The 22,479-nt window shown below is 62.8% G+C and carries 23 protein-coding genes and 2 pseudogenes; 4 read left to right on the top strand and 21 right to left on the bottom strand.

What is annotated here, in order from left to right; all coding sequences use genetic code 11:
• Positions 1 to 107: 107 nt before the first annotated feature.
• The 12 genes from JET14_RS22345 to JET14_RS22290 all read right to left on the bottom strand — a co-directional run bounded on the left by JET14_RS22345 (position 108) and on the right by JET14_RS22290 (position 11,335).
• Positions 108 to 668: a flavin reductase family protein gene (locus tag JET14_RS22345; protein ID WP_018064642.1), complete on the bottom strand. Its 561-nt coding sequence runs from the start codon at positions 666 to 668 to the stop codon at positions 108 to 110.
• A 61-nt stretch (positions 669 to 729) separates the two neighbouring features.
• Positions 730 to 1,947 carry an acyl-CoA dehydrogenase family protein gene (locus tag JET14_RS22340; protein WP_200338344.1) on the bottom strand — a complete coding sequence of 406 codons (1,218 nt, stop codon included), beginning with the start codon at positions 1,945 to 1,947 and terminating at the stop codon, positions 730 to 732.
• Between the two features lie 11 nt (positions 1,948 to 1,958).
• Complete coding sequence (locus JET14_RS22335) at positions 1,959 to 2,756, bottom strand: alpha/beta fold hydrolase (RefSeq protein ID WP_200338343.1); 798 nt, start codon at positions 2,754 to 2,756, stop codon at positions 1,959 to 1,961.
• 10 nt (positions 2,757 to 2,766) lie between these two features.
• Positions 2,767 to 3,786, bottom strand: coding sequence for a zinc-dependent alcohol dehydrogenase (locus JET14_RS22330; RefSeq protein WP_200338342.1), 1,020 nt, complete (start codon positions 3,784 to 3,786; stop codon positions 2,767 to 2,769).
• On the bottom strand, positions 3,783 to 4,826 hold the full coding sequence (locus JET14_RS22325) for a branched-chain amino acid ABC transporter permease (protein WP_200338341.1): 1,044 nt from the start codon (positions 4,824 to 4,826) through the stop codon (positions 3,783 to 3,785). Before JET14_RS22325 ends, JET14_RS22330 begins: the two co-directional genes overlap by 4 nt.
• Before the next feature lie 3 nt (positions 4,827 to 4,829).
• Complete coding sequence (locus JET14_RS22320) at positions 4,830 to 5,687, bottom strand: branched-chain amino acid ABC transporter permease (RefSeq protein WP_024707903.1); 858 nt, start codon at positions 5,685 to 5,687, stop codon at positions 4,830 to 4,832.
• On the bottom strand, positions 5,674 to 6,402 hold the full coding sequence (locus JET14_RS22315) for an ABC transporter ATP-binding protein (protein ID WP_200338340.1): 729 nt from the start codon (positions 6,400 to 6,402) through the stop codon (positions 5,674 to 5,676). Before JET14_RS22315 ends, JET14_RS22320 begins: the two co-directional genes overlap by 14 nt.
• Entirely contained in the window at positions 6,399 to 7,148 is a 750-nt protein-coding gene (locus JET14_RS22310) for an ABC transporter ATP-binding protein (protein WP_200338339.1), read from the bottom strand. The genes JET14_RS22315 and JET14_RS22310 overlap by 4 nt, the downstream gene beginning before the upstream one ends.
• A gap of 1 nt (position 7,149) precedes the next feature.
• Complete coding sequence (locus tag JET14_RS22305; RefSeq protein WP_200338338.1) at positions 7,150 to 8,439, bottom strand: ABC transporter substrate-binding protein; 1,290 nt, start codon at positions 8,437 to 8,439, stop codon at positions 7,150 to 7,152.
• Between the two features lie 71 nt (positions 8,440 to 8,510).
• Positions 8,511 to 9,329, bottom strand: a complete 819-nt coding sequence (locus JET14_RS22300; protein ID WP_200338337.1) for an SDR family NAD(P)-dependent oxidoreductase — start codon at positions 9,327 to 9,329, stop codon at positions 8,511 to 8,513.
• 472 nt (positions 9,330 to 9,801) lie between these two features.
• Positions 9,802 to 10,830: an alpha/beta hydrolase family protein gene (locus JET14_RS22295; RefSeq protein WP_246750676.1), complete on the bottom strand. Its 1,029-nt coding sequence runs from the start codon at positions 10,828 to 10,830 to the stop codon at positions 9,802 to 9,804.
• The gene (locus JET14_RS22290; RefSeq protein WP_200338336.1) at positions 10,823 to 11,335 is read right to left on the bottom strand and encodes a TetR/AcrR family transcriptional regulator; all 513 of its coding nucleotides are present in this window, start codon (positions 11,333 to 11,335) and stop codon (positions 10,823 to 10,825) included. The genes JET14_RS22295 and JET14_RS22290 overlap by 8 nt, the downstream gene beginning before the upstream one ends.
• A 141-nt stretch (positions 11,336 to 11,476) precedes the next feature.
• On the opposite strand from JET14_RS22290, the gene JET14_RS22285 reads away from it, so the two are divergent.
• The gene (locus tag JET14_RS22285; RefSeq protein WP_200338335.1) at positions 11,477 to 11,818 is read left to right on the top strand and encodes a DUF2269 family protein; all 342 of its coding nucleotides are present in this window, start codon (positions 11,477 to 11,479) and stop codon (positions 11,816 to 11,818) included.
• A gap of 11 nt (positions 11,819 to 11,829) precedes the next feature.
• Positions 11,830 to 12,507: a DUF1295 domain-containing protein gene (locus JET14_RS22280; protein ID WP_200338334.1), complete on the top strand. Its 678-nt coding sequence runs from the start codon at positions 11,830 to 11,832 to the stop codon at positions 12,505 to 12,507.
• A gap of 71 nt (positions 12,508 to 12,578) precedes the next feature.
• On the opposite strand, the pseudogene JET14_RS22275 reads toward JET14_RS22280, so the two are convergent.
• The 4 genes and pseudogenes from JET14_RS22275 to JET14_RS22265 form a co-directional block, all read right to left on the bottom strand.
• Positions 12,579 to 12,894 (bottom strand): annotated as a pseudogene (locus tag JET14_RS22275) (ATP-binding protein); the annotation flags it as partial.
• A 122-nt stretch (positions 12,895 to 13,016) separates the two neighbouring features.
• Positions 13,017 to 14,462 carry an aldehyde dehydrogenase gene (locus JET14_RS22270; RefSeq protein WP_200338333.1) on the bottom strand — a complete coding sequence of 482 codons (1,446 nt, stop codon included), beginning with the start codon at positions 14,460 to 14,462 and terminating at the stop codon, positions 13,017 to 13,019.
• Between the two features lie 133 nt (positions 14,463 to 14,595).
• Positions 14,596 to 14,877, bottom strand: a pseudogene (locus JET14_RS23005) (hypothetical protein); the annotation flags it as partial.
• Between the two features lie 340 nt (positions 14,878 to 15,217).
• A complete protein-coding gene (locus tag JET14_RS22265) occupies positions 15,218 to 15,793 on the bottom strand; it encodes a TetR/AcrR family transcriptional regulator (protein ID WP_200338332.1) in 576 nt (191 codons plus the stop codon).
• A 185-nt stretch (positions 15,794 to 15,978) separates the two neighbouring features.
• Between JET14_RS22265 and JET14_RS22260 the strand changes: the two genes are divergently transcribed.
• Positions 15,979 to 16,986 carry an NAD(P)-dependent oxidoreductase gene (locus JET14_RS22260; protein WP_200338331.1) on the top strand — a complete coding sequence of 336 codons (1,008 nt, stop codon included), beginning with the start codon at positions 15,979 to 15,981 and terminating at the stop codon, positions 16,984 to 16,986.
• Positions 16,987 to 17,067: 81 nt separating this feature from the next.
• Here JET14_RS22260 and JET14_RS22255 read toward each other — a convergent pair whose 3' ends face one another.
• Positions 17,068 to 18,120, bottom strand: coding sequence for a helix-turn-helix transcriptional regulator (locus tag JET14_RS22255; RefSeq protein ID WP_200338330.1), 1,053 nt, complete (start codon positions 18,118 to 18,120; stop codon positions 17,068 to 17,070).
• Between the two features lie 140 nt (positions 18,121 to 18,260).
• Between JET14_RS22255 and JET14_RS22250 the strand changes: the two genes are divergently transcribed.
• Positions 18,261 to 19,433, top strand: a complete 1,173-nt coding sequence (locus JET14_RS22250) for an alpha/beta hydrolase family protein (protein ID WP_200338329.1) — start codon at positions 18,261 to 18,263, stop codon at positions 19,431 to 19,433.
• Positions 19,434 to 19,508: 75 nt separating this feature from the next.
• On the opposite strand, the gene JET14_RS22245 is transcribed toward JET14_RS22250, so the two are convergent.
• From JET14_RS22245 to JET14_RS22230, 4 genes are all read right to left on the bottom strand, one after another.
• Positions 19,509 to 20,012, bottom strand: coding sequence for a DUF1566 domain-containing protein (locus JET14_RS22245; protein WP_200338328.1), 504 nt, complete (start codon positions 20,010 to 20,012; stop codon positions 19,509 to 19,511).
• 139 nt (positions 20,013 to 20,151) lie between these two features.
• Complete coding sequence (locus JET14_RS22240) at positions 20,152 to 20,553, bottom strand: DUF2000 domain-containing protein (RefSeq protein WP_200338327.1); 402 nt, start codon at positions 20,551 to 20,553, stop codon at positions 20,152 to 20,154.
• A 66-nt stretch (positions 20,554 to 20,619) separates the two neighbouring features.
• Positions 20,620 to 21,426 carry an AraC family transcriptional regulator gene (locus tag JET14_RS22235; RefSeq protein WP_200338326.1) on the bottom strand — a complete coding sequence of 269 codons (807 nt, stop codon included), beginning with the start codon at positions 21,424 to 21,426 and terminating at the stop codon, positions 20,620 to 20,622.
• Positions 21,427 to 21,585: 159 nt separating this feature from the next.
• Positions 21,586 to 22,458 carry a LysR family transcriptional regulator gene (locus tag JET14_RS22230; protein WP_200338325.1) on the bottom strand — a complete coding sequence of 291 codons (873 nt, stop codon included), beginning with the start codon at positions 22,456 to 22,458 and terminating at the stop codon, positions 21,586 to 21,588.
• Positions 22,459 to 22,479: the final 21 nt, after the last annotated feature.

The following is a 22,479-nucleotide window of genomic DNA, read 5'->3' as shown; positions in this document are numbered from 1 at the left end:
GCGGCATGATCGGATAGTTGCGCAAAAATATCGCTTCGGGTTATAAACCGCGCCTCCGACAGCCCGATCCACTGTCGCGCTATATTCCGGCGGCATCGCCGCGTGCTTCAGCGGAAGACGTCGCGGTATTCCTCGTCCAGCAAAGCGAGGCTCGCCACGCCGCTGCTGTCCTCGCGCAGCCGGTGCCAGCGGCGATCCAGATAGACCAGCGATTCCCGTTCGGGCGCGGCAAGATCGGCGGTCGCCCCTTCGAGCAATTCGGCGGCCACCAGCGTTGCCCCTTCGACCGCCAGCGTGCCGCTGATGCGCGCCCTGAACCATGTCGACACATTGGTGTAGCGCGGCTCGCCGGTCGGAAGCCGCGTCCAGGCGATGCCCGGACCGAAGCGGTCGGCGCCGGGCGTGGCCCCCAGCCGCGCCAGTTCCAGATCTGGATAGCGCAGCATATGGATAACCACGGTTTCCGCCTGCAGCACCGTTGCCGTGGAGCGCGAGCGCGCCGAAAGCGAAAAGGCGATGGTCGGCGGCGACCCGCTGACGGAAATCAGCGAGGATACGGTCATCGCCACCGGCTGATCGCCGGGATCGGCGGTGATCACCGCAACGCCCGCTGGATGGCAACGGAAAGCCTCGCGAAAGGCTTCGGCGACGGTATGGTGTTCAGGCATCAGGCATTACTCCGGCAGTCTGTTCGGTAGGGGGCGCAATATTCTGCGCCCCCTTCGGTTATTACTTCTCGATCAGATCGTAGAACTGCCAGGTCCGATCGGACCAAAGCCCGCCGATGTCGCGGCCGGCAGACGTCACAAGCGACGGCGCGATGGTGAAGTGGTTCGCCGCCACCATCATGTCGCGAAGGGTGCGCTGGATCACGCCGGCCCTGAGCCCAGCCCCGCCGGATGCGCGATAGGCGAAATTGCAGACATCGACGCCGACCTCGTGGATCTGGGCCTTGGCCAGATGAACGAGGCTGATCTGGCGGGTTGTCATCATCTTGCCCGCCTCGGCGCTGGCCTCGATATCGCCCCAGACTTCCATGACGAAGGCGCGCGCGGCGCGATAATTGGCTTCCGCGCGGCCATAATCGTACCAGAACTTCTCGCTTTCCCCGAGCATGCCGGCCCGGCCGGACTTGCTGCGGGCGAATTTGGCGATCTCGTCCAGCATGCGCCGGCCCGTGCCCATGGCCCAGCCGGTGTGACCGATCGATGCAAGACCGACAATGCCGAGGCTGAACAATTCCTTCAGACGCTGCGGCGGCGCCGACAGGATCGGAAACACCAGATCCTCCGGAATGAACACATCCTTGGCGGAGTAATCGATCGACCCGGTACCCTTGAGGCCGAGCACATCCCAGTTGCCAAGCTGTTCATGCTCGCCGATCGGCGCATGGGCGCACATGACCATGACATTGCCGTCGGCATCCTTGGCCGGCTTTCCGTTGCCGTCATCGATGAAGCAGGCCGAATGCGACCAGGTTGCATGGCTGAAGCCCGATCCGTAGCTCCACTTGCCGGTCAGCGTGTAGCCTCCATCGACCTTCTTGAGCATGCCAAGCGGCGCGCCCTGGCCCGAGAAGCGATTGTCGCTGCCGGGTTCGAACAGCCGTTCGACCGCGCTGTCGGGCAGGAACGCCGCCGACATCGCGCCGATGCAGCAATGCACCATCGACACCCAGCCGGCCGAGCCCGACCACCAGGTCACCGCCTCGATCAGTTGCAGAACCTCGGTCGGGCGCATCTGCGCGCCGCCGAGCTCTTCCGTGGCCATCAGATGCGAGAAACGCAGCGGCTTCAGCGCCTCGAAGCTTTCCTTCGTCAGTTCGCCCGCTTCCTCGTCCGCCGGCGCATTGGCTTCGAGCGTCGGGCCGATATCCGCGATCTTTTTCAGGATGTCGCGATAATCGACGCTGTCGCCCCAGTATCCGGGCTTCACATGTTTGTTCATGTCATCTCCTCCTACAATGTTGGTCCGGCGAGAAAGTCGCCGATCTTTGTCACGCTATCGGGCTGCTCCTGCAGGAGCAGGTGGCCGGCCCCTTCGATCAACAGCGCCTGGCCGTTCGGCAATTGCTCCACCCACAAGGGCAGCTGGCTCGCCGGCAGAAGCCTGTCCTTGTCGCCCCAGACCACCAGCGCCGGATTGGATATCCGGGCGAGCATGCGGCGCAGATTGGGGTGACCCATGCCGAAGGGCGCGCAGATCCGCCCGACCGTCTCACCCTCGCGGGCGCGATCGGCGCCGAATTTCTCGGCGAAAGCGGGATCGGAGCCATCGGGGAAGTACCGAAGCGCGACCGAAGCGTCATGCGCCAGAAAGCCGGGAAGATCCTGCGGCGCGATCGATCCGAGATCGGTCGCAGGATGGTCGGGATCATTGAGGCCGGCCGGCGCGAGCAGCACGACGCGGTCGAACCGGTCGCCGGCAACGGCCGCCAGTTCGGTGGCAAGCCAGCCGCCCATCGAAAAGCCGATCAGGTGCGGCTTTTCCGGAAGCGCCATCGCGTCGAGCAGGTTCAGATAATGGATGATGATATCCATCGACCCTGAAATATGCGGCGCATCGCCCGAATAGCCCATGCCGGGATGGCTCGGGCAATAGACCCGGAAACGATCGGCCAGGCCTTCGGCGAAATCGAAGCCTTCCAGCGTCGCCGCGCCATGCAGGAACAGCACCGGCTTGCCCTTTCCGATGGCCTTCACCACCGTATGAACGCCGCCGATCTCGTATTCTGATGTCTCAAACTGAACAGTCATATCCTCTCCTTCAGGCAAGTTCGGGCTGGATCAGCACCTTGCATTGGGTGGTGCGCCGGCGCAGGCCTTCGAAGACCTGGGGCACGGGCGAAAGCCCGATGCGGTCGGTGATGATCGCCTGCGGCGCGACCACGGCTCCCTTGGCAAGCGCGTCGAGCGCCACGCCGAATTCATTCCTCTGATGGAAAAAGACCGAAAAGATCAGGTCGATCTCCTTGGAGAGCGCCACGAACGGGTCCCATTCATCGCCGCCGATGCAAAGACCGACGCCGATCACCTTGCCCTGCAGCCGGACAGCCTCGGCTGCCGCTTGCAGAAGGCCGGGCTTACCGACGCATTCGAAAACGATATCGGGCGGGCCGCCGCACTGATCGCTGAGGTTTTCGGCAAGACCCGCGCCTGAAAGCGCAAAGCCCGTCGCCCCCAGAGCGCGGGCGCGTTCAGCCTGATGATCGTAGAGATCGGCCATCACCACGCTTGCAGCCCCCAGCCGCCGCGCCCAGAAGGCGACCAGCAGACCGATCGGCCCGGCGCCGAGAATGGCGACGCGATCGCCCGGCTTCATGCCGGAGCGGACGATGCAGTGCAGCGCTACCGAAAGCGGTTCGGCGAGCGCAGCGTCGCTTGCCGCAACCCCCTCGGGCAGCACGCGGCACTGGCGGGCTGCAACGCAGACATAGTCCGCATAGCCGCCGCCGATCAGCGTCATCTCCGGGCAGCGCGCCGGATCGCCGGCAAGACAACGCGCGCAGTGCCCGCAGCCGCGCATCGGCACGACGGCAACCAGGTCGCCCGGCTTCAGCGTGTCGACGCCGCCGCCGGTCGCCACCACCTCGCCGGCGATTTCATGGCCGAGCACGAAATCGCCGGCAATGCCGAAGGGCTCGGGATCCTCGGTGATGTGCAGGTCGCTGCCGCAGATGCCGCAGGCGGCGACCCTCAGCACGACCTCGTCGGGCGCCGGCGTCGGATCGGGCCTGTCGCCGACGCGCAACGGTTGACCGACGGTGTCGAAGATGACCGCCTTCATGGCCTATCCTCCTTCGCGACAATCAGATGGCGCCGGATGGGGAACCACGGGGCGTCCCAACGTTTGGAGATCATCCCCCAGATGCCGGTGCGGGCATAGAGCGCGACCAGCACGGTCATTACGCCGAGCACGATGAAGTAGCTCGCGCCATATTCGCCGAAATAACGATCCGCGATGAAGTAGATGAGTGCGCCGATCAGCACGCCTTCGATGGTGCCGATGCCGCCGATCATCACGATGAAGATCGCGACATTGGACCACATCGGATCAAAGGCCGAGGCGGGGTTGATGCGCAATTGCGCCATGAAATAGACCGACCCCGCCAGACCGCATCCCACGGCTGCGGCGACATAGACCATGAACCGCAGACGGCGGACATTGACGCCCTGGCTTGCCGCCGCCACCGGGTTGTCCCGCATGGCGATCAGCGCAAGGCCGAAGCGCGAGCGCAGGAACCAGTAGCCGCCGCCGATGGCGACGAGGATCATCAGCGCGCAGAGAAGCGACATGGCGATGTTGCGCTCGAAGGTGGAATAATCCCGCATCACGCCCAGGGACATGCCGGCCCCGGCATTGACCCAGCCAAGATTGGACGCCACGAGACGGAACACCTCGGCCACCACCCATGTGCCGATGGCGAAGTAGGGCCCGTCCAGCCGGTGCAGCAGCATATAGCAGGGAACGGCGAGCACGGCGGGCGCCAGCAGCGACAGGAAGATGGCGAGGAACGGGTTGATGCCGAAGGTCTGCGCCATGACGAACAGCGCATAGCCGGCCGCGCCCATGAACGCCTGCTGGCCGACCGAAACCAGCCCGGCATAACCGGCGAGCAGGTTCCACATCTGCGCCGCCAGAATGTAGCAGCACAGTTCGAGCACCATGCGGATCGTGCCGGTCTTGGCCCACCACGGCATGGCCGCGAGCGCAACCAAAGCGAACACGAACAGGCTCAGCGCAATGATCCCGGAGAGGGTCTGACGCCGGACCTTGATGCCGATCTGCGCTGCATCCGCGCTGGGTGCGATAGAATGAGAAGTCATGATTCACGCTCTCCCGAACAGGCCCTGAGGGCGCACGGCTAGAATCAGCAGGAAGACGAGATGGCCGGCCAGAACGCCGAAGCCGGGGTCGATGCGAAAACCGACAGCCTGGGCGATGCCCAGCACCATCGAACCGGCGAACGCACCCCAGACCGAGCCCATGCCACCGATGATCACGGCCTCGAAGGCATAGATCAGCTGCGCCCCGCCATCGGCAGGCGCCACGGTCGAGCGCAGTGACTGAAACACGGCGGCAAAGCCGAGAATGCCGACCGCAATCGCCGTCGCCGCGGCATAGACGGTGCGTGGATTGATGCCGGTCATGGCCGCAGCCTCGACATCGGCCGAGGCGGCGCGCAGCGCCCTGCCGAAGCGCATGCGTTTCAGCATCAGGTCGAGCCCCAGCGTCAGGCCGGTCGCGACCAGCAGGACGAGCATCGGCAGGAGGCCGATATAGATGCCGCCGATCTGGATCGACTGGCTTTCAATCCCGCCGCCCGGCAGCGAGCGGCTGTTGGCCGACCAGATCTGCAGCATCAGGTTCTGCAGCGCCAGCGACAGGCCGAAGGTCGCGATCAGCGACGGCAGCGGGTCCTCGCCCACCACCCGGTTCAGCACCGCGCGCTGGAGAAGCCAGCCCATCGCCACCGCCAGCGGCACCAGCGCAGCCATCACCGTGAACGGACCAAGCCCGAAGGCCGAGGCCAGCGAGATGCCAATCAGCGACAGCAGGATGACCAGATCGCCATGGCTGACATTCACGATCCGCATGACCCCGAACATCAGGGCCATTCCAAGCGCGTATTGCGCATACATCCCGCCCAGCAGGATGCCCTGTACAAGTGCGTCAAACCACTGCATGGCCACCCCCGAAATAGGCTTCACTGATCTGTTCGCGCGTGACGTCGTCGGAGCGTCCGCTCAGCGTCACGCGCCCTTCGAGCATGCAATAGAGCCGGTCGGACGCGCTCTTCGCCAGCCCGACATCCTGCTCGACCACGACGATCGACGTCCCCTGCGCCCTGATTTCGGGCAGGACGGCATAGATCTCGCGGATGACCTTGGGCGCGAGACCGAGACTGATCTCGTCGCACAGCAGCAAACGCGGCTGGCACAGCAATGCGCGTCCGATCGCGACCATCTGCTGCTGGCCGCCGGAGAGGTTTTGAACCGGCACGCGTGCCTTCTCCTTGAGGATGGGAAAGAGCTGATGCACCCTGTCCAGCGTCCAGTCGCCCTTGCTGCCATGACGGCTCGTCTGATCGATCGCCACGCGCAGATTGTCCGTGACGGACATGCCGGTGAACAGCCGCCGTCCCTCCGGAACGATGGCAACCCCTTTCTGCACCATCTGGTCGGTGGGCGTGCCGCCGATGGGTTGACCTTCAAAATGAACCATCTCCGGCTTTACCGGCAGCAACCCCAAAACGGCCCGCAGGAAGGTGGATTTTCCGGCGCCGTTCGCGCCGATCAGCGCGATGACCTCGCCTTCGTCGACTTCAACATCGACGTCGTAGAGCGCCTGGAAATCGCCGTAGCGGGCGACCAGACCATGTGTTGACAATAATTCCGTCATGCCTCGACCCCCATGTAAACCCGCATGACATCGGGGTTGGCGATGACGGTCCTAGGGTCGCCTTCCGCGATTTTTTCGCCGAAGTTCAGCACCAGAAGCCGGTCCGCCACCGCCATCAGCGCATGTAGAACATGCTCGATCCAGATGATGGTGACGCCGCGATCGCGGATCTGCGCAATCAGGGCGACGAGCTCCTTCGATTCCTCGTCGGTCAGCCCGCCGGCGATTTCGTCCAGCAACAGAAGCTGCGGTCCCGAGGCGAGCGCCCGGGCAAGCTCCAGCCGCTTTCGGTCCAGCAGCGACAATGATCCGGCCAGAACATTGGCCCTGTTCAGCAATTCGCAATCGCTGAGCACCTGCGCACAGAATTCATAACTCTCTGCCTCGGACCTGCCGCCGCCGAAGGCCGAGGCGACGAGCAGGTTTTCAAAGGTCGTCATTCCCGAATAGGGCTGCGGAATCTGGTAGGTCCGGCCAATCCCCATCTGGCAGCGGCGGTGCGGAGGCTCGCCCTTCAGCATGACCTCTCCCAGCCGGATCTCGCCGGCGGTGGGCTTCAGGTCGCCGCTGATCATGTTGAACAGCGTGGTCTTGCCGGCGCCGTTGGGGCCGAGGATTCCCAGCACTTCGCCGCGATAAACATCAAAGTCGACATCGTGCAGCACCCGGAACGCGCCGAAGCTTTTCGATACGTTCCGGGCCTGAAGAAGCCGTTGGCGTTCGCCTGTTGGCTGTTGCATCTGCATCCTACCAGTTCAGCGCCACGATCTTCTGCTGCGGCTCGAACAGTTGGTTGACGCTGTTGTCCACGATCTTGAGGTCGTAAGGCCATTTCTCGCCCTTGACCCACTGGCCGCCGAAGATCGGCGTGGTGCAGACATTCTTGTGCGGCTGGCCCGAAAAGTTGATATGGCCGACCACGGTGTCGAGATCGGTCGCCGCCAGCGCCTCGCGGTTGGCCTCGCGATCCAGGGGATCGGCCGAACGCTTGAGCACGTCGATCGCCACTTCCAGAACGCTGTGCGAATAGCCGAGCGGCTGCGTCCACTGGCGGTTCTGCTCGCTTTCCCACTGATCGGCGATCTCCCGGCTGGTCTGCCCGGTAATCGAAGACTTGAAGGGGAAGGCCGGCGTCCACCACACCTCGGTCGTCATGCCGTTGCCAAGCGGCCCCATTGCCTCGACGCTGCCCGGGAACAGCAGCGCCGCCGCTACGGTCACCGCCTTCGGCTTGAAGCCCTGCTGGTTGCACTGGGTCACGAAGGTCTTCAGATCGTCCGGATAGGTGATGCCGCCGATGATATCACAGCCGGCCTGCTTGAACGTGGAGATCTGGGCCGAGAAATCATTGGTGCGCGGCTGGAAATAGCCGGGGATGGTGACCTCGTAGCCCGCGGCGCGGGTCGGCACGGGCAGGCCGTATTCCTCGTTGCCCCAGGTCTCGCCGTCAATGTTCTGCGGAAACAGCATGCCGACCTTGCGGTTGGTCTCCAGCCCGTTCCACAGGCCGACAAACGTGTTCAGCGCCTCGTCCAGACCCCAGAAGAAATGGTAGGTCCAGTCGAATTCGCCGCCGCCGCGCGGCATGATCACGGCCTGCCATGGCGCGCCCGCCGAGATCGACGGCGTCTCGTAAAGTTCGGCCTGCTCCATGGCCGGCAGGATGGTATCGGTCGTCGATGCCGGCACGAGAAGATGCACTTCGTCGTTCAGGATCAGGTCGCCGGCGATCTCGGCGGCCTTGTTCGGGTTCGACTGGCTGTCACGCTCGAGAATTTCGAGCTCGTAGACGTCGCCATTGGCCGATTGCAGTCTGCCGCCGAGCGCCTCGCGGATTTTCTGGACGGTATAGCCGTCGGTTTCCCCGAACAGGCCGAGCGGCCCGGTTTCGGGCGTGATATAACCCATGCGGATCTTGCCCGCCGTCTGGGCGCGCAGCACCGCCGGCGACCCCAGAACGCTCGCCGCAAGGCCGGCGCCCATGCCGCGCAGCACGCCGCGGCGGGTGGGCCGGATCAGTTTGTTGATGTAAGCCATTTCTGTTCTCCTCTCCCATATTTTGGCGCATCGCCCGCCGCTCCCTGGCAGGCCGCACGCCCATTTGCCTGTCAGGTCATGCGGATCAGCGATCCGCCATCGATGACCACCAGCGATCCCGTCATGTAGGATCCGGCCGGCGAGGCCAGCAGCAGTGCCAGGCCCTTGATGTCCTCGACATCGCCGATCCGTCCGATCAGGGACTGCGCCTCGAAGGCCGCGCGATCCTCTTTGTTGCGCAGGCGACCGCCGGCGATATTGGTGATGAACGGGCCCGGCAGGATCGCGTTGACGCGGATGCCGTAGGCCCCGAGTTCCATCGCCATGTGGCGGACGAAATGGTTCACCGCGGCCTTGGCCGGCATGTAGGACGTGCCGACGATGCTTTCGTTGATGTCCGAGGCGATCGAGGAGGTCACGATGATCTGCCCGCCGCCGTTCGGCTTCATGTGGCGCACGGCATTCTTGACCGTGCTGTAGACCGAGGTGAGGTTGATCTCGATGCCCCGGTCCCACTGCTCGTCCGGGATGTTCTCGATCGCGCCGTCGGGATTGCGCTCGCCTGTCGGCGTCATGAAGCCGGGCCCCGGATCGATGCCGGCATTGGCGTAGACCGTGTCGATGCGGCCGTGTTTGTCGGCCACCGCGTCGAACGCCGCCGCCAGACCGGGACGGTCGGCGACATCGACCTTCAGGCCCCAGACATCGCCGCCCGTGGCCTTGATTTCGCTGACGGTCTTCTCGGTGCCCGCCTGATCCAGATCGAGGATGCAGACCCGCGCGCCCTGGGCGGCCATGATCTCGGCATAGGCGCGGCCGATGCCGCTGGCCCCGCCCGTCACGATCACGGACTGACCGCGCACATCGAACATTCGTTCAAGCATAGACAAGACCTCCCCCCTTGAATGTTGCACGCCGCAAGGAGGGGCCCGTCCGCGGATCGCGGGCAGCCGCCGTCGGTCCCGCAAGACCGGGACGATCTCCTCCCTATCAAACGACCCGCCCTTCTCCCGGAGGGCAAGGCCGCTTTCCTCCCGCCCATAACGCCGTTATCCCTGAAGCAAGTCAAATGCTGAAAGCAGCGGAAAATATATCTTATTGCTATGTAAATGTTTTCGACCCGGCGTTTGATGCCAGACCGCTTCGTCCTCAAGGCCCATGGCGGTCTCGAAAAATCGACGTCGTCGCTAAGCCATTCAGGATGATGATAACGGCTGCGTTGCACGGGCCCGATGTAGCGCTGGCGCGGCCCGCCGGTGAAGAAATTCACTGCGCAAGAGGATGGGCTTCCGCACCGATGCGCGTTTTCGGTGCATGGAACTTGGCAAAAAAAACTTTCTGGCCTGTTTTGTTGTCAGCCCTTCACAAATTCCGCTTCAGAAAATCCGTGATCTCGGTCTCCAGTTCACGATGGATGGACGCCCGATCGACGCCGGGTTCATCGTTGCAGATCAGGCTGGCGTCGGCCGCGATTTCTTCAGGACATGGATCGATGAAAACGAAATGACGTCCGGGAACCACGAGCTCATGCGGCGGATCAGGCAGGTTGCCGGCAAGCGCCAGCGCGTTGGCGCCGGCCTTCATGTAGGCCTCATCCTCCGGGCGAACGAGAAGAACGGGGATTTTGACGGCGGCGAGACCTGTGGCGTCGAACATCGTCGCAAGCGGGTCGAGCAGGACGGCCGCCTTTATGGGGTAGGGATTGATCGGCGGCTTCCAGCTGGCGAGCGTCGTTGATATCCGGGGCCAGACGTCTTGCTCCGGCCCGCAGGAGCCGGGGTCAGCGTCGCCATGCGCCTGGCAGTAGGAAGCCGCAAGCGCAAAATCGGCTTTAGCCCCTGCCAGCATGAGGGCGGTGTAGCCGCCGGCGGAATAGCCAATCATGCCGATCCGGGCACGGTCGGCATGAGAGGCGAAGCGATCATCCCGCAAAGTTGCATCCAGCGCCGCGATGGCCTGTTGCGGCCGGCGCGCCAGTATTTGGTCCTGGCTGGCAATCGGGTGTCCTGCTGCATCGCCCAGATGCGTCGGCGCGACCACGATATAGCCCTGCCGGGCAAGAGAGGCCGCGAAATCGCGATGGCTCATAGGACCGCCCAGATGACCATGCGAGAGGAGCAGGACGGGAAAGCGCCCCTTCGCCACCGCCACGTCCCGGCCGGCGGTGATTTCAAACGGCCCTGCCTGCCAGGAGACTTCTTCAGAAATGTCGGTCGGATACCAGATGACGACAGGGGCGATTTCGAGATCGTCCTCAACCTCGATTCGCACGAGACCGGCATGATATGGCGCGGCCCTCGTTTCAGAAGGGAAAAAGCCGGTGCAGAGCATGGCGAAGGCGGCAACGCAAAAGGCGCGGAACATCGTCGTCAATCCAAATCGTTCAGTCAATGCGCAAACCGTGAAAATCTGCTTTCCAGTTTCCACCAGAAAAGTAGTGCAGCAGCAGAGTCCCGATGATCTGCGCCAGCGTTTCAGGTGCCCGCTCCTCTCCAACGATACGCGTGACCGTACCCAGAAAATACGCCACCGTTTCCCGCATCGCCGGATCATCCGCGATCTCGTCGGGCTTTTTGCCGCGCAGGTAGTCAAGAACAAGCGCCATCTCAGAGCCAAAGTCCTGCTTCATGCAATCCATCAGCTCTTGAAGCTGAGCCGCTTCTCCCAGTGCGCTATTGCCGCTCGGTTCAGGAAACTGGCGGATCACCTGTTTGGTGCAGGCCAGAAACAGTGCCTCTTTGCTCGGAAAATAGTGATAGAGGGCGCTTTTTGACATGCCCAAATATTGCGCGACGCCGCGCATGCCCACTCCGGAGTAGCCGTGCTCTGAAAAATAGGCGGCCGCACGCTGTGCGATTTCATCCTTGTGGGCGTCGTGGTTGACGATCTTCGGCATTTTTATGGTCCATGTGGTCGAAAAAACATTGACATGAAACCTGAGGCCTGTCTATTGGCTTTAAAAAGTCCAAGTGGTCTAAAAAATGCCTGATCTCTTCCTCTCCCTGCGCGACAGGCGCCCTCCGCCAAGGCCGGTGCGATGTTGAGCATCGTCATCGCCGTCAACAGCTACGTCATGGGACCGGCTCTGCTGGCTCTGCCGCTGACGGGAGGCGCGCTGATCTGGGCGGCTGGATATGATTTCAAGGCATTGTGGGTTTGGCTTTCCGTGGCGTTGAGCATCCTTCTGATTGCAGCCTATGTTTTCGGCGCGCGTCTCGAACACCGACTTTATGAGATCGCCATGTCAACGGAACGCGCAGGTGAACCAGCCCTTCCCCTCCGGTACGATCGTGTTCTTAAAAAAGCAGCCCCCGTCGGCGTCGCCGCTCTGCTCATGTCCCTGGCCACGCTAAGTCTTATGGTCTTCAAACCCTATTAAGGAGCTTTCCCATGGCAACATCCGGTGGCGTCGACCGCAATCACGACCAGAGTCTCGGACCGAAGCTTGCATTTTTCGCGCTTCATGCCGGGTCGGTGGGCGTTTGCATATGGTTGGCCTTTGGCGGCTTTGACTGGGCTGATCCCCTCAGGGCCAAAGTGCTTGCAGGGTGTGCCCTCCTCTATTTTCTGCGGCACGTTCTGACGCTGTTTGTCCTGCTCAAACGCCGTGTGGAAATGTCCGAGGTTTTAGGGCTGAGCCTCTTTATGGCTGTGTTTGAAATCGGCTTTCTCCTGCTTGGAGCGGGCGCGCTTTCTGGCGCCGCAACGCCGTTTCGCTGGCTGGACTGGGTCGGCATAGCCATGGTCATCATCGGCTCGTTCCTGAACAGCGGATCCGAAATTCAGCGCTGGCACTGGAAAAAGAAACCCACGTCCAAAGGCAAGTGCTACACCGAAGGTCTGTTCGCGTATTCCATGCACATCAACTACTTCGGCGACAGCGTGCTGTTTTGCGGATGGGCGATCCTCGCGGCATCCCTCTTCGCATGGCCGGTTCCGATCTTTATCATCGCAAGTTTTGTCTGGTTTCACATTCCTGCGCTGGATGCCTATCTGGCAAAGCGCTACGGCAAAGACTTCGAAACATACGCCGCAAAAACCGCGAAATTCGTCCCGTTCCTCTATTGAATGCCGCCGCAACAGTCACGCAGACTGCCCAAAGCATTTGTCGCTTCGGGCTCTGAACTGCCGTTCGCGGCGGCAAGATTGGCGGTCACGGTGAGTGAGCTGCGCTCATAATGCCTGCTGACCAGATGGAAGAGACGCTGGCCACCAGCCTGGGCAAACGGGAGATACCCAGTTCATCCAGATTAACGAAGTCGCGTCTGGCGATGAAGTCGGCGAGCCGCCCTTGTTTGCCATTGCGCGCTTCTGTCTCGCGCTGAACGCCCCGTTGCGGATCAGGGCCCGGGCAAGTGCGATCGTCAAATGCGACTTTCCTGTTCCCGTTCCGCCGACCAGAACCAGGTTATGCTCCTGGGAGAGGAAATCGCCCGTGGCGAGCTGGCGGGTCAATCAGCGCCGTATCGTGAACTGACCGCCGAGCACCGTGGCCGTCTGCCCACATGAAAGGGTTTGCATCAAGCCTAAAGCCCCAGCGCGCCGGGCGAGCGCGCTGGGTCTGGTCTCACATCGAATCAGAAAGGGTAGTGCTGGTTCGGGTCCTCGATCGTGATCCACCGCAGATCGGTGAACTCGGCAATCGCCGCCTTGCCGCCGAAACGGCCGTATCCGGAATCGTTCACCCCGCCGAAGGGCATCTGCGGCTCGTCACTAACGGTCGGGCCATTGATGTGGCAGATACCGCTCTTGATCTGCTTCGCCGCAGACAGCGCGCGCTGGATGTTCTGGCTGAAGACCGCTGCGGATAGGCCGTATTCGGTGTCGTTGGCTATGCGGATCGCCTCGGCGTCGCCCTTGACGCGGATGATCGACTTGACCGGGCCAAAGCTTTCCTCGCCGTAGATGCGCATGTCGGCGGTCACACTGTCCAGCAAGGTTGCTGCATGGATCGCACCATCGCGCTGACCGCCCGCCACGACCGTCGCGCCCTTCGACGTTGCATCCGCGATCAGGGCGTCCATCTTTTCGCCGACCTCGGGATTCACAAGCGAACCCAGCACGACCTGCCCGCGCGGATCACCGTAGGGCAGTTTCGACGCCCGGTCGGCCAGCTTCTGCACGAAGGCATCGGCGATCTCTTCATCGATGATGATCCGTTCGGTCGACATGCAGATCTGGCCCTGGTTCATGAAGGCGCCAAAGATCGCGGCATTCACCGCGCCGTCGATATCGGCGTCGGACAGAACCACCAACGGGGCCTTGCCGCCCAGTTCAAGCAGCGACGGTTTCAGGTTTTCACCGGCAAGCCGCCCGATAATTCGGCCCACGGCGGAGGAGCCGGTGAAGTTCACGTGCTTGACCTCAGGCGCTTCGATCAGCGCCTTGACCACGTCGGCGGCGTCCTTGGGCGCGTTCGAAATGTAGTTGACGACCCCCTCCGGGAAGCCCGCCTCGACAAAGCAATCGACGATCATGCGATGCGTCTTGGGGCAGGCTTCAGAGCCTTTCAGGATCACCGTGTTGCCGCACGCCAGCGGCATGGCCAGCGCGCGGGCGCCAAGGATCACGGGCGCGTTCCAGGGCGCTATACCAAGGCAAGCGCCCTTTGGCGTGGCGATCCCCATGGCCAGCGTGCCGGGTTTGTTCGAGGGGATGACCTCGCCGCCGATCTGTGTGGTCATGGCGGCCGCCTCGCGGATCCCGCCGGCCGCAAGCATGACGTTGAAGCCCGCCCAGGGGCCGGTCGCGCCGGTTTCCGCGATCATGGCGGCGATGAACGCATCGGACTTGGCCTCCATGATGTCAGCCGCCTTGTTGAGCAGAGCGCGACGCTCGCCCGGGCCGGTGGCGGCCCATGCGGGAAAGGCCGCGCCTGCCGCCTTTGCCACGATCGCGGCATCGGCCGCCTTGGCTGCCGCCGCAGTGGTCGCGACCGCACCGGTTACCGGGTCTATACGGTCAAAAGTGCCCTTGTCCGAGGCTTCTGCGTCTGAGTTGTTCACAACGAATGCAACTGTCATCTTGGTCTCCTCCTTGATTGGCCTGGCTGTCCGGGGCGTCGCTTTTCCGACGCACCATTTTGTTCAGTGCTGCGTCTCGCGCATCCGGACCAAGGCAGCCAGCAACCGGTTCATCGGCACATTGATGCCCTGCCTCTATTTCCAGATTACGCAGGAATGTAATCCGTTCTGTCAATCCAACGAGGTTGTCGGCTCGTCGACCTTATGGAGCGCAACGCAACCGGTGAATCCGCGTTCGATGGATTGCAGGGTCGACGGACAGCAAACCATCCAGATCTTCAAGCTTTTCGGGAGAAAGGCCAGTACTCAAGGCAGTCTCGGCGCGTCGGCGTGCGATTGCGCGCGTTGCCAGTCCGATGCGCTCAATCATGTTCGCCGCCGGCAATAATGCCCGGCGTTCCCGAAAAGACGATAGGCTTCAGAAAAATGCGTTTGACCGCATGAAACGCCTAAGAAAGAGCCAATGGTCTATATTCCTGCACGCAATCCTTACATTGGGGACAACTGAAGGAAACACATCCACAACACCAAATGGCCGAAGACGTCGCGCCAAAGACGAGGCACAGAGGAGTTTATTATTCGTTCTGTCTTGGCGCAGGATATTGAACTGCTCTTGTTCCGGCCCCCGCTTGATAACCCGACGCCACCGGCGACAGAACGCCGCGGGATACGATCACCGGAGGAGCCGGAAAACCGCGCTCGATCTCGGTCTGATGTGCACCAGGCGACGATCGCCGTGTTCCGTCGGGACGGGATCAGCTCCGGCCAACCGTTGACATGATCAATGCAGCGAGATCGCCCACGGCATCCTCTTTGCTGATCCGCCTGCGGGCCATCGCGTCCGCCAGGGCGTCGGCCGCGCCGAGAATGGCGATTGCGCTGCGCTGAAGTGCAGGTCCGGACAGGTTGGAGAATGGTTTCAGGACATTTGCATAATGGGCGATATGCTCATCCAGCATGTCCCGCTCATAGGTCTCCATTTCAGGATCGCCCTTCAGCGCCCCACCAATCACGTGAAATTCGGGGCCGACCTCCTCATGGCAGTCCATATAGGCCTCAGCCAGCAGCCGAGCGACCTCGGCAAGCGCCGGCGGCGCGTTGTCCAGCGCCTCCTGCGTTGCGCGCACCTGCTGTTCGTTGATCTCCCGGTAAAGCGCAATCAATAGCCCCGCGCGCGTGCCGAAGTGGTTGTAGGTGATCGGCTTGCTGACGCCCGCCCGCTCGGCAAGGCTCCCAAGCGAAAGCGCGTCCGTGCCGCTTTCGCGCACCATTTCCCGCGCCGTCTCCAGCAGTTGCGCGCGCCGCTGCGCTTTCGGCATTTTTTTCGGCATATCACGCCCGTGAGGTTGAAAGGTTCAGGTTTTCGATTATATTACCATTAGTAACTTACCTTTGGTATATTACTTAATGTAACACATGGCCGCGACGATGGCCATCCCGTCCGGCACGGCCAAACGTCAGCGGCGCAGATGCCGGGGCACATCGAAATACCCTTGCACGACACATAGGAGATCCCATGCTACCCGACCCCATTCTTCTCGTTGGCGGCGCCGGCTTTGTCGGCCGCCAGACCGCGCAGCATCTGCGCAAGCACTTCCCGGACGTCCCGCTGCTGATCGGCGGACGCAACCTTGCCCGGGCCGAGGAAGCGGCGGCCGAAATCGGCAATGCCCGCGGCGTCGCCGTCGACCTGGCGAAACCGGATCTCGGACTGGGCGACCAGCCGGTTTCCGCGCTGGCGCTGTTCTTCAAGGAGGATAACCTCGGCAGCCTGCGCTTCGCGCAATCGCGGCGGATCCCCTATCTCAGCATTTCGTCCGGCATTCACGAGGTTGCGCCGGAAGTCGCGGCCTATATGCTGAATGCATCCGCCGCGCCGGTGGTGCTCGGCGCCGAATGGCTCGTGGGCGCCACGACGATCCCGGCTCTGGAAGCGGCAAAAGCCTTCGCCACGATCGACGATGTGCGCATCAGCGCCATTATCGACGAGAACGACATCGGCGGCCCGGCAACATATGCCGATATGGAACGCCTGACCAAGATGATGCCCGCCGCCCTGTCGATTGAAAACGGCGCTCAGGTCTGGCGCAGCGGGGAAGATGTGCAGACCGAGGTGACCGCGGTTGACGGCACGGCAATGCCCGGCGAGCTGCTTTCGCCCAATGACGTTCTCATCCTCGCCGAGGCGACACGGGCCCCGAATGTCACGTTCCGTCTGGGCATCGGGGAGTCGTCCTCACGGCGGCGCGGCGAACCGCTGTCCACGGAAATCATCGTCGAACTGACCGGAAAATCCCGCGACGGCGCACCGCTGAAGACCAGTCAGGCCGTGGTGCATCCAGGAGGCCAGATGCCGCTCACCGGCATGGGCGTCGCCATGCTCCTCGAACGGCTGACCGGACTGACCGGCGAACCGGTTTCCGCCGGGCTTTATTTTCCCTCGCAGCTTCTGAACGCGCAAGACTATATGACGCGTCTGAAGGCAACGGGCGGCGAGGTGCGCAATCGCGACGGCAATCGCTGATCTATAGACCGCGTCCTGTTGTCGGAACCGTTCGGGGCGGGGATGCCGGATGGCGCCCTCGCCCTGAAAAACCTGGAAGGCTCACGTCTCGCTTTCCGGAACCGTTTTCTTCTTACTCCGCAAGGAGCCCGGGGATTGACCGAACCAGCGCAGCGCCGCGTGGTTGAAGGCCGAAAGTTCGCCGTAACCGAGCCGAAAGGCGATTTCCGAAAGGGAAATCCTGCGATCGCCGAGAAGCCGGCGCGCGGTTTCGGCGCGCACCGCATCGACTTCCCGCCTGAAGGACGTTCCCTCGTCTGAAAGCCGTCTCTGCAGGGTGCGCACGGACATGCCCAGACGAGCGGCCACACTGCTCTCCGATGCAATCGAGCCGGCCATATGCTCACCGAGATGGTGACGCACACGGCCAGCGACACTGTCCAGAGCCGGAACATCATCCAGCCCCCTTTCAGCGGCGTCTTCCAGCGCCTTCCAGACGGGAAGCGAGGTGTCTTTACGGACATCCCTGAGGCGCGCGCGATCGAAGGACACGGCGGCGGCGGGCTGTTCGAAGAGCAGGCGAGAACCGAACACCCGATGAAGCGGCTCAAGATGGGCAGGCGCGGCAAAATCGAAATGCGCCGAGACCGGTCGTACGGCCGCCCCGAAAACATGTTCGGGAATGAGCGCCACATTGGCGAGGGCCCAGATCGTTCCGAATTGCGCGGCGCGTCTGAACCTCGGCCCGACCCTGGCATGGCTGTGCGTCATCGTCAGGCGATAGGGCGTGGTCGTGAGTTCAAAGGCGGAGCGCTGGTTCAAGAGGCGGTTGAACCGGGCCATCTGGTAGAAAACGGCCTGCGGCGTCTCGCTTTGCAGGATCAGTTCGCCGAGAATGCCGAGCCGGGTGAGGTCCGTCCTGACAGCAAGGACCGCGCCAACCTCGGGCCCGCCCCAGCGATCGGTCAGAAGCGTGCCGAGTTCAAGAACAGCCTCTTCCCCCATGTGAGAACCGGCGGAATGCCCCTTCTTCAACACAGCCGACGCCTTTCGAAATCCAGCGGCCTCAAGCTTCGATATAAGGTCATGCTGGCGGGCAAGGTCGATCAGCAGATCGAACAGATCGATGGATGTCTTGGCCTCGAATGTGCGCATGGCGGCAGCCTTCAGCGGGACGAGGGTGCCAGATTATGCACAGTGGCGGAAAATATCAAAGAATTGGCGGAAAATATCAAAAAATGCCGTCCGACCTGCGCGATAGCGGAGCTCGTTCAAACCGATAAGGAGGCATGACCATGTCAGATCTCAACAAAACGTCTTCAGGGCCCGTCGGCATTCGTCATCTTTTCGAAGACCAGACCTATCACTTCCAGGCCTTGCGCGTGCTGAGCGACGCCGGCGCGGGCGCCGCCGATATCGCCGAAGTGCTGCAGGCCATATCGACCGTTCCCGCAGGCGACGCCGATGCATGGTATGACGCGTTTTCGCGGATTGCGCGCGTCAACGAGACGCTGGCAAACGATTGCAGCGACTGCGCGAGCCGCGGCCTTGCCCGTTTCCGCGCGCACACCTACTGGAGAACCTCGGAGTTTTTTCTCCCCGGCGACGATGCGCGGCGCGCCATTGCCTGGAAAGCCCAGATCGAAAGTTTCGATCACGGGCTTGCCGACCATTCCATCGCCTATCAGCGCTATGAGACGCATTATGAAAATGGTGCGCTCAAAAGCATTTTTTTCCCGGTCGAAGGCGGCGAACATCGCCCCTTGATCGTGATCGTCGGCGGTTTCGACGGCACGCTGGAAGAGCTTTATTTCATGATGGGCAAGGCCGCCAATGAACGGGGTTACAGCACGCTTCTTTATGAAGGTCCCGGACAGGCCGGTCCGGTGCGCGAGCAGCAGATGTATTTCACCCACGAATGGGAAAAGCCGACCGGCGCGATCCTCGACGACATTCTGGCGAAGCATCCGGAGTTCGACCGGGTCATCCTGACGGGCATCAGCCTTGGCGGCTATCTCGCGCCACGGGCGGCGGCATTCGACGACCGGATCGACGGCGTGATTGCCTTCGACGTGATGTATGATTTCGGCGCCGTCGTCGAGAAATTCCGGCCGATGATCCACCATCCGGTCTATTCGAAACTGCCGGGTGTGGCCTGGGCACTGGAAAACGGGCAATGGGTGTTCGGCAAGGAAAGCCCGGAGGCTTTCATCGACGCCACCCATCCCTTCACGCTTGAAGGTGTCGCGCAGCAGATCAAGGGCGATGTCCTGATCCTCGCCGGTGCCATCGACCACTTCGTTCCCGTCTCGCAGGTTGACGATTTCGAAAAGAGCCTCGTCAACGCCCGGTCAGTCGAAAGCGTCGTCTTCAGCGAGGAATCGGGCGGCGGAGAGCATTGCCAGGTGGGTGCCGCCGCGCTCTGGCAGGCCGCCGCTTTCGACTGGATCTCGCGGCGCTTCGGGTAAGGGTCGAGGCCAGGAGAGACGATACGTATCGTGACAAGCCCGGACGCTTCGCTGTCCCGGGCTTGTCTCATGTCGTCATCGCCGCGCACTGTCTTTCACGAGCAGGACGGACAGGTGGAAGCCCTGGCTGTGCATGTCGAAAAAGCCGTTGGTGAAGTCGAAGAAGTAGAACATGTCCGGCATCGCTTCCGAGGATGTCCAGAACAACGCGCCGTCGCCGAAGTCGGTGGCGGCGATATTGGGAAAGGCGACAGAGTCGATCTTCGGACCCTCGCAGGTGTCGAGGATAAGGGTTTCCAGTTCCTGCCCGGTGGGAACGCGCCAGCCGCCGCCTTTTGTCCCTGCGTAATCAATCGCCTCGTTCAGCCCGAGATCGCGCGCCGCGCCGGAACAGGTCTGTGCGCCGGCGTCCCATTCCATGCCGATCGCGCATCTTTTCCAGGTCAGCCCATGTTCCCGGCTCGTCGCCTCGTCGCCCTGCAGGACGAAGCCGGCGCCATCCGGCGTGATGCAGGCTGCGTGCGCGCTGACGGGAAGAAGGAAGGACAAAAAGAGGGTCGACAGGATACTGGATCGCATGCGGTTTTCCATGATTTGATTTTGGACGGCGCGATGAATGCGGTCCAGCTCCGGTAGGCCCGGTTTGTGGCAAAACGCGGCTCGGAGGCCGCGATTTTCTCAAAGATCGTCCGTTTCCGCAGAGCGCAGATGCGCCGCCTCAGCGCAGCAGCGGCAGGCGGCCGCAGATCCGGTCCACGGCCTTGCGCGATCCGGCGATCAGGAGAGCCTGCGGGGCGTGTCCGGCCAGCGGTCCGGCGGCGATCCGGGCCGTATAGTCGTCATAATCGCGCGCCTCGAACGCAGCCCGCATATAGGCCAGCCGTATCGGCAGATCGGCCGCCCTGTCGAAGAGAACCGGCAGGTCCTCCGCCGGAGCGCCGAGAACCGGCAAGGCGACGGTTGTGATTCCGGCAAGAAAAACCTCGTCCCCTGTGGGCGTGTCCGCGCCGACGAGGTCGGGACGCAGTTTCCCGAGGCTCATGGCCATAACGGCCGAGAAATTTGCCTTGAGGCCGGTCGGCAGCGCTTCATCCAGAATGATCACGGGTTTGAGTGACATGGCGGTCTCCTTTCGCGCCACGCCATGTCATCCCGAATGCTGTCCGGTCTTGGATAAAATTGACTTTCAGTGTCGGATGAGCGCGCCGGGCGTCACGCCGTAATGGCGGCGGAATTGGCGGATCAGGTGCGCCTGGTCGCAAAACCCCGCAGCAATCGCCGCGTCAACCGCGGGCGCGCCGTCGAGCAGCAGGCGGCGGGCATGGCTAAGGCGGGCCCGCAACACATGGCCGTGTGGCGTCAGACCGGTGGCGTGGACGGTGCTGCGGATCAGATAGGACGGGTTCAGGCCGATGGCGGCCGCCATGTCGGTGAGGTTCAGCGGCTTACCGGCGGCGACGCCCTCCGCAATCAAGCCAAGCAGCGTGCGGATTGCGGCGGGCTCGTTTCCCGCCCGGCGCAGGTCCGCACGACCGTAATGCGCGAAGGCTTCGGCCAGAACCGCATGGACCGCCTCCTCCGCCGCCAGGCGAGGATCGGCCGTTGGGGCACTGTTGAGGCATGCGGCGAGCCGGGCCAAAGCCTGCGACAGCCGGAACCCGCGATCGCGCGGCGCGACCTCGGCAAAGCCGCGAAGGCTGCGCACGCCCAGAACCGCGCGCACCGCCGTCTCGGACGCGTAGAGCATGTTGTAGCGCACGCATTCTGCGGCGGCGTGGCCCGTATGCGGCTCTTCCGGGTTCATCAGCGAGAGCGAACCGGCGGGCAGCACCATGCTTTCGCCGCGACAGAGATAGCCGCCGGCACCCTCGGCAATCGCGCCGATCGCAAAGCCCTCATGCGCATGCCGGGTAAAGGTCTGCGTGCTGAAGGCGGCCTCGAAAAAATCGATGCCGTGAAGCCATTCAAGGTGATGATAACGGTTGCGTTGCATGGGCAATCTATAGCGTCGGAACGGCCGGCGCGGGAGGGGACCGTTTGAAAAAGAGGAGGGAATTCCGTGCGCGACGACGGGCAAGCGGCCGGAACGCGCATTTTCCGGGTTTGCGGGCCGGGTCACTGACGGCGCCATGGGGTCGATTGCCGGCGCTTTTCAGCTCTTGAAGGCGTTGATCAATTCGCCAACCAGCGGGTTCGGGAAACGGCGATGAAGGGTGATCGCAAAGAATTCCTCGCGCAGGTCCTCCAGCCTGCCCAGTTCGATGAGACGACCGGAGGCCAGCTCGTCCCTCACGACAATTGGCGGAATGACGGCAAGCCCGGCATTGGCGCGCGCCAGCAGGCGGATCATGGCCATGTCGTCGGCCTCGGCGGCAATCCTTGTGGCAATGCCGCGTTGTTCCACCATCGCATCGAAGGAGGCCCGAAGCGCCGATTCCGGCGCCGGCAGAATCAGGGGTTGCGAGGACAGGATTTCGGGAAGGGGTCGGCCCAGAAGCGCGCTTGCGCCCGGCGGCGCAATCACGCTGACCGTCTGCGCCGACAGGGCGTGCGCCAGATAGGGGCTGGATGCATCACGCGCCGGCACGAGGTTGGTGAGCACGACATCGATCGACAGCGCCTCGAGCGCGCGCAACAGCTCCGGCTGGGCGCCCGAGCGCAGCACCACCTCGACATCGGAACGGCCGATCAGAGGCTCGATGAAGCCGATCTGGAAGTTTCGGGAAAGCGTTGCCAGCGCACCGACGCGCAAGGCCCGGCGCGCCCTACCCGTATTCCTCAGCGTGGCGGTCAGGTCTTCGGCCGCCCGGAAGATCGCTTCGGCATGGTCCAGCGCGATCCGGCCTGCCTCGGTCAGCACCAGCCCCCGGCCGCGCCGTTCGAAAAGATCATGGCCGAGAGCCGCTTCCAACGTTCTGATCTGGGACGACAGGGCCGATTGCGAAAGGTTCAGGGCCCTTGCCGCCCCGGTCAACGTGCCATCCCGGGCGACAGCCCGGAACAGTTTCAGGTGGTGGAGGTTCAACGCCTTTCACTTTCATAAAAC

It is taken from the genome of Martelella lutilitoris, assembly GCF_016598595.1.
In the GTDB taxonomy this organism is placed as follows: Bacteria; Pseudomonadota; Alphaproteobacteria; order Rhizobiales; family Rhizobiaceae; genus Martelella; species Martelella lutilitoris_A.
The sequence above is the reverse complement of the archived record's forward strand: the minus strand, read 5'-3'. Positions and strand labels throughout refer to the sequence as shown.

Coding starts and splice junctions, on each gene's coding strand:
- JET14_RS22315 (WP_200338340.1), bottom strand. CDS start 6,402: ATGACGGAATTATTGTCAACACATGGTCTGGTCGCCCGCTACGGCGAT.
- JET14_RS22290 (WP_200338336.1), bottom strand. CDS start 11,335: ATGCCGAAGATCGTCAACCACGACGCCCACAAGGATGAAATCGCACAG.
- JET14_RS22240 (WP_200338327.1), bottom strand. CDS start 20,553: ATGTCACTCAAACCCGTGATCATTCTGGATGAAGCGCTGCCGACCGGC.
- JET14_RS22280 (WP_200338334.1), top strand. CDS start 11,830: ATGGCAACATCCGGTGGCGTCGACCGCAATCACGACCAGAGTCTCGGA.
- JET14_RS22285 (WP_200338335.1), top strand. CDS start 11,477: ATGTTGAGCATCGTCATCGCCGTCAACAGCTACGTCATGGGACCGGCT.
- JET14_RS22235 (WP_200338326.1), bottom strand. CDS start 21,426: ATGCAACGCAACCGTTATCATCACCTTGAATGGCTTCACGGCATCGAT.
- JET14_RS22270 (WP_200338333.1), bottom strand. CDS start 14,462: ATGACAGTTGCATTCGTTGTGAACAACTCAGACGCAGAAGCCTCGGAC.
- JET14_RS22305 (WP_200338338.1), bottom strand. CDS start 8,439: ATGGCTTACATCAACAAACTGATCCGGCCCACCCGCCGCGGCGTGCTG.
- JET14_RS22345 (WP_018064642.1), bottom strand. CDS start 668: ATGCCTGAACACCATACCGTCGCCGAAGCCTTTCGCGAGGCTTTCCGT.
- JET14_RS22255 (WP_200338330.1), bottom strand. CDS start 18,120: ATGCGCACATTCGAGGCCAAGACATCCATCGATCTGTTCGATCTGCTG.
- JET14_RS22325 (WP_200338341.1), bottom strand. CDS start 4,826: ATGACTTCTCATTCTATCGCACCCAGCGCGGATGCAGCGCAGATCGGC.
- JET14_RS22250 (WP_200338329.1), top strand. CDS start 18,261: ATGTCAGATCTCAACAAAACGTCTTCAGGGCCCGTCGGCATTCGTCAT.
- JET14_RS22245 (WP_200338328.1), bottom strand. CDS start 20,012: ATGCGATCCAGTATCCTGTCGACCCTCTTTTTGTCCTTCCTTCTTCCC.
- JET14_RS22340 (WP_200338344.1), bottom strand. CDS start 1,947: ATGAACAAACATGTGAAGCCCGGATACTGGGGCGACAGCGTCGATTAT.
- JET14_RS22335 (WP_200338343.1), bottom strand. CDS start 2,756: ATGACTGTTCAGTTTGAGACATCAGAATACGAGATCGGCGGCGTTCAT.
- JET14_RS22310 (WP_200338339.1), bottom strand. CDS start 7,148: ATGCAGATGCAACAGCCAACAGGCGAACGCCAACGGCTTCTTCAGGCC.
- JET14_RS22320 (WP_024707903.1), bottom strand. CDS start 5,687: ATGCAGTGGTTTGACGCACTTGTACAGGGCATCCTGCTGGGCGGGATG.
- JET14_RS22260 (WP_200338331.1), top strand. CDS start 15,979: ATGCTACCCGACCCCATTCTTCTCGTTGGCGGCGCCGGCTTTGTCGGC.
- JET14_RS22330 (WP_200338342.1), bottom strand. CDS start 3,786: ATGAAGGCGGTCATCTTCGACACCGTCGGTCAACCGTTGCGCGTCGGC.
- JET14_RS22265 (WP_200338332.1), bottom strand. CDS start 15,793: ATGCCGAAAAAAATGCCGAAAGCGCAGCGGCGCGCGCAACTGCTGGAG.